This window comes from Nocardiopsis tropica, assembly GCF_042660575.1.
GTDB classification, from domain to species: Bacteria; Actinomycetota; Actinomycetes; order Streptosporangiales; family Streptosporangiaceae; genus Nocardiopsis; species Nocardiopsis tropica.
Window position 1 is genome coordinate 90,205 of sequence record NZ_JBHSUF010000016.1, and the last position, 12,861, is coordinate 103,065.

Sequence of the window (12,861 nt, forward strand, 5' to 3'; positions counted from 1 at the left end):
GTCCACCGCACGGCGGCGGCACCGCCGTCCCGCGCCCGCGGACCCCGGGATCCGGGGCCTGGCGGGGCCACCGCGACCGCGGCACGGCACCGGGTGAAGCACCGCGAGGGGACCCACGACCGACACGAAGGAGCTCGTGCCTTGAACGCACACCCCGGACCCGTCCCCGACCTGAGCGGGCTCACCCTCGCGGAGCTGGCCTCGCTGAGCGGCGGCGCCGACTTCTGGAGCACCAAGGCCGTGGGGGAGGTCCCCTCCCTCGTGCTCACCGACGGGCCGCACGGGGTGCGCCGCCAGGCCGGAGCCACCGACCACCTCGGGCTCGCCGAGAGCCTGCCCGCGACCTGCTTCCCCCCGGCCGTGGGCCTGGCCCAGAGCTGGGACCCCGACCTGGTCCGGCGGGTGGGCGCCGCCCTCGGGGCCGAGGCCGGCGCCCTGGGGGTCGACGTGCTCCTGGGCCCGGGGATCAACATCAAGCGCGACCCGCGCGGCGGACGCAACTTCGAGTACTACTCCGAGGACCCCTTCCTCACCGGCGTCCTCGGCGGCGCCTGGGTGACCGGGCTCCAGGGCGCCGGCGTGGGCGCCTCGCTCAAGCACTTCGCCGCCAACAACGCCGAACACGACCGGATGCGCTCCAGCTCGAACGTCGACCCGCGCACGCTGCGCGAGATCTACCTGCGCGCCTTCCAGAAGGTCGTGCGCACGTCCGCCCCGTGGACCGTGATGTGTTCCTACAACCGCATCAACGGCGTCTACGCCTCCGAGGACCACTGGCTGCTCACCACCGTGCTGCGCGAGGAGTGGGGCTTCGACGGCGTGGTCGTCAGCGACTGGGGCGCGGTACGGGAGCGCTCCGCCTCGGTCCCGGCGGGGCTGGACCTGGAGATGCCCGGCGACGGCGGGGCGAGCGACGCGCGGCTGGTCGCCGCGGTGGAGGACGGCTCCTGCTCACCGGAGGACGTCCGCACGGCCGCCTCCCGCGTGGCCGCGCTGGCCGCGCTGGCCGCGAAGGCGGCCCACGCCCGCGGGGAGCGGGCGTCGCGGGAGGCGGGGACCCACGAGGTCGCGGCGCAGGACGCCGAGGCACACCACACGCTCGCCCGCGAGGTGGCGGCGCGGTGCGTCGTCCTTCTCAGGAACGAGGGAGGACTCCTGCCGCTGGCGCCGGGCTCCTCGGTCGCCGTCATCGGCGGGTTCGCCCAGAACCCGCGCTACCAGGGCGGCGGCAGCTCCCACGTCAACCCCACGCGCCTGGACGTGCCCCTGGAGGAGATCCGCGCCTTGGCAGGGGAGGGCACGGTCACCTTCTCCCACGGGTACACCGAGGGGGAGGACGGCGACGCGGGCCTGCGCGAGCAGGCGGTGCGCGACGCGGAGAACGCGGACGCCGCCGTGGTCTTCCTCGGCCTCGCCGAGCACCAGGAGTCCGAGGGCTTCGACCGGGACCACATCGAACTGCCCGCCGAGCAGCTCGACCTGCTCGCCGCCGTCGTGGCTGCGCAGCCCCGCACGGTCGTCGTGCTCTCCCACGGCGGCGTGCTGCGCCTGGCCCCGGTCGCCGAGCTCGCCCCGGCGATCCTCGACGGGGCACTGCTCGGCCAGGCGGGCGGCGGCGCGATCGCCGACGTGCTGTTCGGCCGGGTCAACCCGTCCGGGCGGCTGGCCGAGACGGTGCCGGTGCGGTTGCAGGACACCCCCGCGTACCTGAACTTCCCCGGGGAGAACTCCGCGGTGCTCTACGGCGAGGGCCTGTACGTGGGCTACCGCTGGTACGACGCCCGTGAGACGGAGGTGGCCTTCCCCTTCGGGCACGGGCTGTCCTACACCAGCTTCGCCTACTCCGACCTGCGGCTGGAGCAGGACGGGACCGGCGTCACGGCGAGCCTGACCGTGACCAACACCGGCGACCGGGCCGGGCGCGAGGTCGTGCAGTTCTACGTCTCCAAGCCCGACTCGGCCGTGTCGCGGGCGCCCCGCGAGCTGAAGGGCTTCGCCGGCGTGACCCTGGAGCCCGGACAGAGCGAGCGGGTCTCCGTGCTCCTGGCCCGTGAGGACCTGGCGTACTGGGAGGTGCGGGTCGACCGCTGGGTGGTCGAGGGCGGCGAGTACACGGTGTCGGCCGGTGCTTCGAGCCGCGACCTGAGGGCCGAGGTCGCGGTCACCGTCGAGGGCGACGAGCTGCGGCTTCCCGTGACGCTCGACTCGACGCTGGGCGAGGTCATGGCCGATCCGAAGGCGGCGGCCGTGCTCGGAGAGGCCCTCTCCTCCTCGCCGCTGGCCTCCGGCGACTCCTCCGCGCTGGGCATGGACATGGTGCGGATGATGGCCTCGATCCCGCTGGGCCGCCTCGCGTCCTTCGGGCCGGTGGGGCGCGAGGAGCTCGAAGCCCTCATCGCCCGCATCAACCAGGAGGCGTGAGCGCAGGGCCGCCGTCCCCGGAGCGGGACGGCGGCCCACCCCCTCCGGTCCCCGATCGCTGACCCGGCGGATCCGGGATCCGGCGTTCCCCGAGGCGCCGAGCGCAGGAGAAGGTCGAGGCCCGCAACAAGCTGATCGCCGCCGCAGCGGCGGGGCTGGCGCAGCTGGTGGCGGACGAGCTGGGGATCACGGCCGGCCTGGAGTGCTTCACCACGGGTGATCTGGGGGCGTGCGGTGAGACGGCGCTGAACGTCGCGTCGATGTTCGTGGGTGGCCTGGCGGGCAAGATCGACAACCTCTGCGCACCCGGTAACAGCTTCGTGCCCGGTACGCGGGTGCTGATGGCCGACGGGTCGACCAGACCCATCGAAGAGGTCGATGTCGGCGAGAAGGTGTTGGCGACCGACCCGGAGACCGGTGAGCGGACCGCGCGGACGGTGCTGGCCACCATCGTCGGGTCGGGTGCCAAGCACCTGGTGCAGATCACGGTGGACCCGACCACCGAGCGCGAAGCGGCTGATGAGGACAACGGTTCCGACAACGCAGGTGAGCAGGTCGGACAGTCGGGGATTCCAGGGCCGGTTGCCGCTGGTGACGTGATCATCGCGACCGACGGGCACCCGTTCTGGGTGCCCGACCTGGAGCAGTGGGTCGACGCAATTGATCTGGCTCCGGGGATGTGGTTGCAGACCTCGTCCGGCACCTGGGTACAGGTCTCCGCGGTCCAGGCCTGGATCCAGCCTGCGACGGTCCATAACCTGACCGTCCAGGGCGTCCACACGTTCCACGTGGCTGCCGGGGACCTGAACGTCCTCAACCACAACTGTGGTGGCCCTGGAGGAGCATCGAGCGCCGCCAACGGTGCGAGATTGTCGGAGGAACTTCGAGACCAAGCTGGGCCTCTAGGTTCAATTCAAAATGTCCGTGCCATCTATGAAAACCCTGAGTCCATCTGTGGAGCTATTCCAAATGGCGTTCGTGCATCAGTGGGAACTAACCCGAACTGGCGTCACGAAGGCCTTGGTCGGGGTGACCATGCTGGTCAAGGTTGGCTTTACCGTGAGTACGATGATCGTGGTGTTACTACTGGAAGTATGATTCGTCGGCATCCTGGCGGAGGCCATTATGGGCCAAGTGCATACTGGAGAGTGATTCGCAACGATGGTTTTCGTTGGACGGATTTGCCGAGGTGATCGGTAATGTACTCGACGCCACATCTGAGTGGTCTGATCTTTGCAATTAAAGTAGCATCCTGGGATGCGGAGCGTCAAGTTTCTTGGATTGAGCGAACCGGGTTTCATGTAGATGAGATTGCTCTGCAGATCGGCGACCTTTATAATGCAGTGAAATATAATATTCAAGGCGAAGGTTTTCCGGATGGGGTTGAGCAAGGAATTGTGGATGTGTTGACCCTGTTTGATTCCATGAGTTCGCCCGGCTCTGGCCTGTGGTCTGTCGATGCTCTTTTTTTGGCCGCAGAGTGGGATGTTGTAAGGGGAAAGGGCTTCTTTATTGATTGGCTTGATGAGATCTTCTTTTTGGTCACCTTTTTTCGGAGGTGATGGGTTTGTGGAGGGTGGTGGATATTCTTAGTGGCAACGGCGGCGAACCTGTGACCTGAGTGCCTGTTTAGTTCGCATCTTTCGCTTGATCTTTGGTGATGTCATCGGCCGAGGAGATCTCGACCTGGTGCAGAGGCGCAGGGATAGCGCCAGGAGAGGGATCCTGGTTCTGTGCAGGGAATTCCTCGGGAAGACGGGTGAGCAGGCTCTGGATGTCGTGGACCTGATCGAAGGCGACCGTTCGAGGCCGGCCGGCTTCAGAGACGTTGCCGCCCGGTCCTGGCGCAGCTGAGAACGGGGTCCTCCGAATCGGGGAGCGGAAGCAGCGAAGCGCTCATCGCCCGTGCCAACCGGGAGGGGTGAAGCGGGGGCGGAAGAAGCGGCGGCCGTCGACCACCGCCCCGGCCTCGATCTCCTGCAGAGTCCACGGGTGGGCGGAGTGGTCGTCGACCGCCACACCGCCGTGCGCGAGGAGCAGTGCGACGGCCCGGTGGACCTCCGCGATGCCGTCCACGCGCCCGGAGACGTCGATCTGCACCGCCCAGGCGGGGCGGCGCCCGACGACCGCTTCGAGGACCGCCACGTCGTCGGGGTCCCAGTCGGAGAACAGGTGGCCCGTCTCCTCGTCGTCGATGTCGATGTAGAGGGCGCCGTCGAGGATCCACGGCTCGCGCTGCCCGGGCACGCTCCGGTCCAGGAGGGCGGCGGTCGCGGACCGCTCGCCCGGGGGGAAGACGAACACGCTGCGCACGCGGGGAGTGTAGCCGGTGCGGTTCCGCCGCGCCCGTGGACGCGTCCGGGCGTACCCCGCCGCCGGCGGGGCGCACGGGCCCGACCTTTCAGCCGTCGCCGTCCCCGGCAGCTGTCCCGGCGCCACCGTGTACGGGGGAGTGGATGTGCAGCTCGCCTATCCGTCCGGCCTGGACGACGGTGCCCGCTCCGTCGCCGTGGAACTCGTTCCGGCTGATGAGGGGCTCCGCGGCGGGAGGCCCCGTCCCGGCCGGGCCGCGCCGGGGTTCCGACCGCTCCAGCCCGGCCCACCTCTGCGCGGCCTTGTGGGTCAGGACCCTCACGAGGAGGTCAGCGGTTCCCGCGGCGACCTTGCAGGTGAACACGCCCGCGGCGATGACCAGGAGGAACTGGAGGAGCGTGGCGGGGCCGAGGTGGAGGGCGAGTTTCCGGGCAGGCTCCGCCAGCTGTGACGGCTCCGGAAAGACGAAGCCAGAACGCTCAGGGCCAGTGCCTCGATCTTCGCTCGCGCCTTCCTGTTCGCCCGAAGGGTGACCGGGCCGACGCTACCGGAGGCGGACGGCGGCGCGCGAGGGCGGGACGTGTCCGGACCCGGCCACGGAGCCCGCCGGGAGCGCCGAACCGCGCGGACCGGCCACCACGCGGCGGTCGGGCGACCGGGGTTCCGGCCGGCCCGACCACGGGCGTGTCAGAGTCCGACCATCGCCATCCCCCGGGCGTTGTACCGGTCCCCCCGGACGCCCACCCGTGCGGCGAGTGCGTCCAGGTCGGCGACCTCGTCGGCGGAGAGCGCGATCCGGGTGGCCCCGGAGTTCTCCGCAACCCGGCCCCGTCGGCGCGTGCCGGGGATCGGCACGATCCACGGGTGCTGGGCGAGCAGCCAGGCGAGCGAGACCTGGCCCGCCGTGGCCCCCTTCGCCTCGGCGAGGGCGCGGACGTGCCCCACCAGCGCCCCGTTGGCGTCGATGTTGCCGGCGTCGAACCGGGGGATGGTGGAGCGGATGTCGCCCTCGGCGAACTCGGTCGAGGAACCCACGGTCCCCGTCAGGAAGCCCTTGCCGAGCGGGCTGAACGGGACGAACCCGATGCCGAGTCCGCCGCAGGCCGGCAGCACCTCCGGCTCGGGGTCGCGGGTCCACAGCGAGTACTCGCTCTGCACCGCCGTGACGGGGTGGACCGCGTGGGCCCGCCGGATCGTCCCGGCGCCCGCCTCGGACAGTCCGAAGTGGCGGACCTTGCCGGCCGCGACGAGTTCGCCGACCGTCCCAGCGACGTCCTCGATCGGCACGTCGGGGTCGACCCGGTGCTGGTAGAAGAGGTCGATCACGTCGGTGCCCAGCCGCCGCAGCGACGCGTCCGCGACGCGTCTGATCTGCTCGGGCCGGGAGTCGGTCCCGACCATCCTGCCGTCCTGGATGTCCCAGCCGAACTTGGTGGCGATCACGACCCGGTCGCGCAGGGGCGCCAGGGCCTCGCCGACGAGTTCCTCGTTGGCGTAGGGCCCGTAGACCTCGGCGGTGTCGAAGAAGGTGACACCCTCCTCCTCCACGGCGTGGCGGATCACGCCGACCATCTCGTCGCGGTCCCCCGGGTTGGGCCCGTAGCTCTGGGACATGCCCATGCAGCCGAGGCCGACGGCGGAGACCTCCAGGCCCTGTCCGAGCGTGCGCGTGTGCATGACGGCCTCCTCAGGCCTCGGGGATCTCGATGCCGAAGTTCTCGCGGGTGATGTCGGCGGCCTCGGGGCCGCCGCGGATGCCGGTGTCCAGCGCGTCGACGGCGGCGAGCTGCTCGCCGGTGAGCTCGAAGTCGAACACGTCGAAGTTCTCCGCGATCCGGGACGGCGTCACCGACTTGGGGATGACCTGGCGGCCCTGCTGGATGTGCCAGCGCAGCATCACCTGTGCGGGTGTCCTGCCGTGCGCGTCCGCGATCTTCCCGATCACCGGGTCCTCCAGGGTGGAGCCCTTCGACCCGTCGCGGTAGAACGTGATGCCCCCGATCGGCGACCAGGCCTGGTTGAGGATGCCGCGCTCGCGGTCGTACTCCAGCAGCTCCGACTGCCGGAAGTAGGGGTGGACCTCGATCTGGTTGACCGCGGGCACGGTCCCGGCCCCGGAGAGCAGCCGGTCGAGGTGGTCGGGCATGAAGTTGGAGACGCCGATCGCGCGCACCCTGCCGTCGGCGTGGAGCTTCTCCAGGGCCTTGTAGGCCTGGACGGTCAGCTCGAACTCGCCGGGCAGCGCCTGGTGCAGGATCAGCAGGTCCAGCTGCTCGACGCCGAGCTTGCCGGCGGACTTGTCGAAGGCGTGCAGGGTCTCGTCGTAGCCGTAGTCGGTGATCCAGACCTTGGTCTCGAGGAAGACCTCGTCGCGCGCCAGACCGGAGCGGCGCACCGCCTCGCCCACCTCGCGCTCGTTCCCGTAGGCCGCGGCGGTGTCGATGTGCCGGTAGCCCGTGGACAGGGCGGCCTCCACGGCCGTGATCGTCTGCTCCGGCGGGGTCTGGTAGACGCCGAAACCGAGGACCGGCATGTCCACGCCGTTGTTGAGAGTGACGCTCGGAATGCTCATGTACGCCACGCTAGATCAGGGGTGACCTGCGGAGGAGTACCTGGTGATACGGGTACCCGCAGTGCCCCCCACGCACCGGATCCGGCGGCCGGACCGGCGCGTCCCCGCCGGGCGCGCCCCCGTCCCGCGGCCGTCCCGGGTAACGGCAGTACCTCCCACGCCGCGGGCGGTGCGCCTACCGTGGGGGCATGGCGACGATGGACCTGCGCAGTGAGATCCGCGAATTCCTGAGTTCGCGGCGGGCGCGCATCACCCCGCGGCAGGCGGGCCTTCCGGCGTACGGGGGCAACCGCCGGGTCAAGGGGCTGCGCCGCGAGGAGGTGGCGATGCTCGCCGGGGTCTCGGTGGACTACTACGTGCGCATGGAGCGCGGCAGCCTGGCCGGCGCCTCCGAGGGCGTGCTCGAGGCCCTGGCCTCGGCGCTGCAGCTGGACGAGGCCGAACGCGAACACCTCTTCTCCCTCGCGCGGGAGTCGGGCGCGCGGAGCGGGCGCCGCGGGCGCAGCGCCCCCGCGACCGTCCGACCGGCGCTGCGACAGGTCCTCGACGCGATCGCCGACGCCCCGGCCTGGATCCGCAACGGCCGCCACGACGTGCTGGCCATGAACCGGCTCGCCCGGGCCCTCTACGCCCCCGTGCTCGCGGACCCGCGGCGTCCGGCGAACACCGCCAGGTTCGTCTACCTCCAGCCGGAGGCGGCCCGGGAGTTCTTCGTCGACTACGACCAGGTCGTCCGCGACGCGGCCGCGATGCTGCGCCTGGAGGCGGGCCGCAACCCGCACGACAAGTCGCTCATCGCCCTGGTCGGCGAACTCTCGACCCGCAGCGAGCTGTTCCGGCAGAGATGGGCGTCCCAGGACGTGCGCTTCCACCGCTCCGGGCGCAAACGGCTCTTCCACCCGGCCGTCGGCCTGCTCGAACTCGACTTCGAGGCGATGGAACTCCCCGCCGAGCCGGGCCTGCAGCTGAACGTCTACACCGCGCCGGCCGACTCACCGGCGGCCGACGGGCTCAAGCTGCTGGCCTCCTGGGCGGCCGACCAGGAACGGCTCTCCACCGAGGAGCCCCCGGCCACCCGCTGACCCGGCCCCCGGGGGACCGCCCGGGCCGGCCCCGGTCCCCCTCCGTCCCCGGGCCGTCCGGAGTGCCGGGCGGGCGCGCGGCGCACCCCTCAGTGGAACACCCGGTCGGACCCGGCGGGGGCGGCCAGCCGGACGGCGGACTCCAGCATCAGCGCGTGCACGAACGCCTGGGGGAGGTTCCCCCGCATCTGGCGCTGGCCGATGTCGTACTCCTCGGCGAACAGCCCGGGCGGCCCGCAGGCGGCGCGGTTGCGCTCGAACCAGCGCAGTGCCTCGCCGTGGTTGCCCTGCTGGTGCTCGGCCAGGGCCGTCACGAACCCGCACAGCAGGAAGGCCCCCTCGGCCTCCTCCAGTGGGCGCCCGTCGTGCCGGAAGCGGTACGCGTAGTGGTCGTGGGTGAGTTCGCGGACGAAGGCCCGCAGGGTGTTCACCGTCCGCGGGTCCCCGGCCGGAAGGGCGCCGCGGAGCGGGGGTAGGAGCAGGGAGGCGTCCAGCCCCGGGTCCTCGGGGCTGCGCTGCCACCGGCCGCCGGGGTGCAGGCTGGTGGCGGCGGTCTCGGCGACCATGGCGTCGGCCAGGCGTGTCCACTCGTTCACGCGGCCCGCGGTGGGGGCCGCGCCGGCCAGGGCCCGGAGCCCGGCCGCGCAGGTGAGCCTGCTGTGGGTCCACGCCCGGTCGCCGATCTCCCAGATGCCGGCGTCCGGCCTCCTCCTGTACCGGGCGACGGCGCCGACCGCGGCGTCCGCTGCGCGCCACCCCTCCGGTTCCAGCCGCCCGTGCCGGTGGGCGGTGGCCAGCAGGATCAGCGCCTCGCCGAAGGCGTCGAGCTGGAACTGCCGGTTCACCCAGTTGCCGACACGGTCGAAACCGCCCGGGTACCCCTCCAGGCCGAGCGTCTCCTGGTCGGGTATCCGCTCCCCGGCGACGGTGTAGGCCGGGGCCATGTGCGGGCCGTCCTCGAGCAGCCGCGCCGAGACGAAGCCCACCGCGCAGTCCAGGAGGGGGAAGCTCCCCGCCGCAGCCGCGGCCAGGCCCGCGTAGCACTGGTCCCGGATCCAGACGTACCGGTAGTCGTAGTTGCGCCCGGTCCTGGCGCGCTCGGGGAGGCTGGTGGTGGCCGCGGCCACCATCCCCCCTGTGCCGCTGGTCAGCCCCCGCAGGACCGCGTAGGCGTGCCGGGAGTCCCGCGGGGCGAGGCCGTGGTCCAGGGCGGGGACCGTCCTGGACCACTCGGCCGTCGTCGCCTCCCACGCGCGGGAGGCGTCAACCACGGCGCCGAGGGGGCCGTCGGCGATCTCCAGCACCAGGTCGTGGTGTTCGCCGGCCGCGAGGGAGACCTCGGCCGCGAGGCCGGTGGGCTCCCCGCTGCGTGGCACGGGGTGCGCGGAGGGCGCCCCGCTCCACCGCAGGCGCAGGTCGCCCGACCGCGCCGTCCACACGCCCTCCTCCAGGTGGAACGAGGGCGCGCCGCTCCGGCCGAAGTCGGCCGCGGGCTCGAGCCGCAGGTCGAGGCGGGCGTCCCCCTGCACGGCCGTGATGCGCCGCAGCAGCACGGCCCGGTGCGGGTCGCCCGGGAACGCCAGCGCCTCACGGCACTCGGTGATGCCCCCGAGGTGGTCCAGCGGCTGCGCCAGACCAGTGTGCCGGGCTCGTAGTGGCCGCCGCCGACGAAGCGCCCCCGCGGGGCGACCGTGTAGTGGCCGGGCCCTCCGACGAGGTCGCCGAAGACCGCGCCGGAGTCCCAGCGCGGGGCGCACATCCAGACGATCTCCCCGTGCAGGCCGATGAGGGCCCCGCGTTCGCCGTCCGCGAGCAGCGCGTAGTCCCGCAGGGTCTGCGGCGCGGGCCTTCCGTGTGCGTCCCCCATGGTCCTCCTCGTCCCGGGCGCCGCGTCCGGCACGGCGGTCCCCCGCACCCGGTCCGGCCCCCGGCGTTCAGCCGCGCTTGTGGTGGCGCCCCCGGCCCGGGAGGAAGTCCTGGATCTTGGCCTTGACCCCTTGCCTGACGATGCCGGCGCTCTCGCTGTCCCCTTGGAGGACCGCCGAGGCCGCGGCCTCGATCTGCTCGAGGGTGGCGTGCGGCGGGATCGGGGGGACGTCGGGGTCGGTGCGGAAGTCGATGACGAAGGGCCGGTCCGCGCCCAGTGCCCTGTGCCAGGCGCCCTGGACGTCCTCCGGCCTCTCCACGCGCACCCCGTCGAGGCCGATCAGGCGCGCGAAGTCGGCGTAGGGCACGTCGGGCAGGGACTGCGAGGGCAGGAACTGCGGCGCCCCGGACATGGCGCGCATCTCCCACGTGACCTGGTTGAGGTCGTGGTTGTTGAGGACGGCCACGACCAGCCTGGGGTCCTTCCACTCCTGCCGGTACTTGGCCGCGGTGACGAGTTCGGCCATGCCGTTCATCTGCATGGCCCCGTCGCCCACGAGCGCCACGACGGGCCGGTCCGGATGGGCGAACTTGGCGCCGATGGCGTAGGGGACCCCCGGCCCCATGGTCGCGAGCGTGCCCGACAGGGACCCCCGCATGGTTCCGCGTATCCGGAGGTGGCGCGCGTACCAGTTCGCCGCCGAACCCGAGTCGGCCGTCAGGATCACGTCGTCCGGCAGGAGCGCGTCCAGGGCGTGCACGACGTACTCGGGGTTGATGGGATCGGCCTCCACGGCGGCCCGGCGCTGCATGACCTCCCACCAGCGCGCCGTGTCCTTCTCGACCTTCCTGCGCCAGGCCTTGCGCTTCCTGTCGCGTTTGAGCTGGGGGAGCAGGGCGGCGAGGGTCTCCTTGGCGTCCCCGACGAGGTTGACCTCGAACGGGTAGCGCAGGCCGATCATGTGCGGGTCGATGTCGATCTGCACCGCGCGCGCCTGGTCGAAATCCGGGAGGAACTGCGAGTAGGGGAAGCTGGACCCCACCACCAGCAGGGTGTCGCAGTCCCGCATGAGCTCGTAGGAGGCCCGGGTGCCGAGGAGACCGATCGAGCCCGTCACGTACGGCAGGTCGTCGGGCAGGACGTCCTTGCCCAGCAGGGCCTTGGCCACCCCGGCGTCCAGGCGCTCCGCGAGCGCGACGACCTCGGCCCGCGCGCCCGCGGCCCCCTGGCCGACCAGGACGGCGATCCGTTCCCCCGCGTTGAGCACCTGCGCGGCCCGGGAGAGGTCTGCGGGCCTCGGGACGGGGACGGGGGCGGACAGGCCGAGGCTGGACGGGACCATCTTGAACTCGTGGGTCGGCGGCGAGTAGTCCAGTTCCTGCACGTCGGCGGGGATGATGACGGCGGTCACCGTCCTCCTCGCGTACGCGGTGCGCATCGCCCTGTCGATGACGTTGGGCAGCTGCTCTGGGACGGTCACCATCGCGCAGTAGTCCGAGGCCACGTCCTTGTAGAGGCTCAGGAGGTCGACCTCCTGCTGGTAGGAGCCGCCCATGGCGCTCCTGTTGGTCTGCCCCACGATCGCCACCACGGGGACGTGGTCGAGCTTGGCGTCGTAGAGGCCGTTGAGCAGGTGGACGGCGCCGGGCCCCGAGGTCGCCGCGCAGACGCCGACCCTGCCGGAGAACTTCGCGTAGCCGACCGCCTCGAAGGCGGCCATCTCCTCGTGCCGGGCCTGGACGAACTTCGGGTCGTTCTCCGCGCGCCCCCAGGCGGCGAGCAGGCCGTTGATGCCGTCGCCGGCGTAGGAGAAGACGTGCTCGACGCCCCATTCGCGCAATCGCTGCAGGACGTGGTCCGAGACCTTGACCGCCATGGGTTCCCTCGTCTTCCTCGTGGTGGGACAGGTGCCGCGACCGTGCGGACCGGTGGCGCGCGGGCGCCGGTCAGGCCCGCCGCCGTGCGCGGTACCGGGAGCCGGCCGCCGCGCCGGGCACGGCGGCCGGGAGGGACGCCTCCGGCTCCCCGCCGGACGCGGGCCCGGCCCGGCGCCGCGTCCCGTCGGGGACGACCGGAGCGCCGGTGTCCTGCCCTCCCGAGCCGGTTCCCCCGCCCCGGGAGAGAATGGAGGCGCCGAACCGGGCGCCGACGGAGACGGCCTCCGCCGCGGTCCCCGCGTCGCCGCGCACCATGGCCCCGAGGGGGACCCGGCGGCGGTCGGAGGCGTCCGTGGAGCAGACGCCCGCGTCGCACCGCGCCTCCCCGTCGGCGCGGCGGCGCAGTTCCATTCGCGGGGCCGCGACGTCCACGGGAGTTCCCTTGCCCGCGGCCGGACCGGAGACTGCGCTTTTCGGCATGGGGGCAGCGTTCCCGCAGGCGGTGTCGGCCACGCCGGGAATTCGGGACGGTCGGCAAAAAATGGCCCGGGCGGCGACAAAGAAGGCAATGGGAGCGTCTTCGGGAAGAAATGCATGGCCCTGGGGAAGGGAAACGCTGTGCGCATTCCCCTTTCCGTTTCCGGTCGGGAGGCGGGCGTCGGGCCGCCCCGCCGGAGCCGCCCCCCGCGACGGCCTCCTCCACCTGGAGGCGCGCGGTCACCCCGGACC

11 protein-coding genes and 1 pseudogene are annotated in these 12,861 nt (G+C 72.1%); 4 read left to right on the forward strand and 8 right to left on the reverse strand.

What is annotated here, in order from left to right:
- The first annotated feature begins 141 nt into the window (after nt 1-141).
- The 3 genes from ACFQBR_RS24155 to ACFQBR_RS24165 all read left to right on the forward strand — a co-directional run bounded on the left by ACFQBR_RS24155 (nt 142) and on the right by ACFQBR_RS24165 (nt 3,983).
- Nucleotides 142-2,421, forward strand: coding sequence for a glycoside hydrolase family 3 C-terminal domain-containing protein (locus ACFQBR_RS24155; RefSeq protein WP_344183705.1), 2,280 nt, complete (start codon nt 142-144; stop codon nt 2,419-2,421).
- Nucleotides 2,422-2,588: 167 nt separating this feature from the next.
- Nucleotides 2,589-3,614, forward strand: a complete 1,026-nt coding sequence (locus ACFQBR_RS24160; RefSeq protein WP_344183703.1) for a polymorphic toxin-type HINT domain-containing protein — start codon at nt 2,589-2,591, stop codon at nt 3,612-3,614.
- Between the two features lie 6 nt (nt 3,615-3,620).
- Nucleotides 3,621-3,983 carry a hypothetical protein gene (locus ACFQBR_RS24165; protein WP_344183701.1) on the forward strand — a complete coding sequence of 121 codons (363 nt, stop codon included), beginning with the start codon at nt 3,621-3,623 and terminating at the stop codon, nt 3,981-3,983.
- Between the two features lie 334 nt (nt 3,984-4,317).
- Here ACFQBR_RS24165 and ACFQBR_RS24170 read toward each other — a convergent pair whose 3' ends face one another.
- The 4 genes from ACFQBR_RS24170 to ACFQBR_RS24185 form a co-directional block, all read right to left on the reverse strand.
- Nucleotides 4,318-4,734: a hypothetical protein gene (locus ACFQBR_RS24170; protein ID WP_344183699.1), complete on the reverse strand. Its 417-nt coding sequence runs from the start codon at nt 4,732-4,734 to the stop codon at nt 4,318-4,320.
- Nucleotides 4,735-4,822: 88 nt separating this feature from the next.
- Nucleotides 4,823-5,098 (reverse strand): hypothetical protein, encoded by a 276-nt coding sequence (locus ACFQBR_RS24175; protein WP_344183697.1) that lies wholly within the window; start codon nt 5,096-5,098, stop codon nt 4,823-4,825.
- 323 nt (nt 5,099-5,421) lie between these two features.
- A complete protein-coding gene (locus tag ACFQBR_RS24180) occupies nt 5,422-6,411 on the reverse strand; it encodes an aldo/keto reductase (protein WP_344183695.1) in 990 nt (329 codons plus the stop codon).
- 10 nt (nt 6,412-6,421) lie between these two features.
- Nucleotides 6,422-7,306: an aldo/keto reductase gene (locus ACFQBR_RS24185; protein WP_344183693.1), complete on the reverse strand. Its 885-nt coding sequence runs from the start codon at nt 7,304-7,306 to the stop codon at nt 6,422-6,424.
- Nucleotides 7,307-7,494: 188 nt separating this feature from the next.
- Here ACFQBR_RS24185 and ACFQBR_RS24190 point away from each other — a divergent pair, with 188 nt between their 5' ends.
- Nucleotides 7,495-8,388, forward strand: a complete 894-nt coding sequence (locus tag ACFQBR_RS24190) for a helix-turn-helix transcriptional regulator (protein ID WP_378554487.1) — start codon at nt 7,495-7,497, stop codon at nt 8,386-8,388.
- An 89-nt stretch (nt 8,389-8,477) separates the two neighbouring features.
- On the opposite strand, the gene ACFQBR_RS24195 is transcribed toward ACFQBR_RS24190, so the two are convergent.
- The 4 genes and pseudogenes from ACFQBR_RS24195 to ACFQBR_RS24210 all read right to left on the reverse strand — a co-directional run bounded on the left by ACFQBR_RS24195 (nt 8,478) and on the right by ACFQBR_RS24210 (nt 12,612).
- Nucleotides 8,478-9,941 carry a glycoside hydrolase family 15 protein gene (locus ACFQBR_RS24195; protein WP_344183691.1) on the reverse strand — a complete coding sequence of 488 codons (1,464 nt, stop codon included), beginning with the start codon at nt 9,939-9,941 and terminating at the stop codon, nt 8,478-8,480.
- 122 nt (nt 9,942-10,063) lie between these two features.
- A pseudogene (locus ACFQBR_RS24200) lies at nt 10,064-10,255 on the reverse strand (trehalase-like domain-containing protein); the annotation flags it as partial.
- Nucleotides 10,256-10,322: 67 nt separating this feature from the next.
- Complete coding sequence (locus ACFQBR_RS24205; RefSeq protein ID WP_344183689.1) at nt 10,323-12,131, reverse strand: thiamine pyrophosphate-requiring protein; 1,809 nt, start codon at nt 12,129-12,131, stop codon at nt 10,323-10,325.
- 70 nt (nt 12,132-12,201) lie between these two features.
- On the reverse strand, nt 12,202-12,612 hold the full coding sequence (locus ACFQBR_RS24210; RefSeq protein WP_344183687.1) for a hypothetical protein: 411 nt from the start codon (nt 12,610-12,612) through the stop codon (nt 12,202-12,204).
- Between the last annotated feature and the right edge of the window lie 249 nt (nt 12,613-12,861).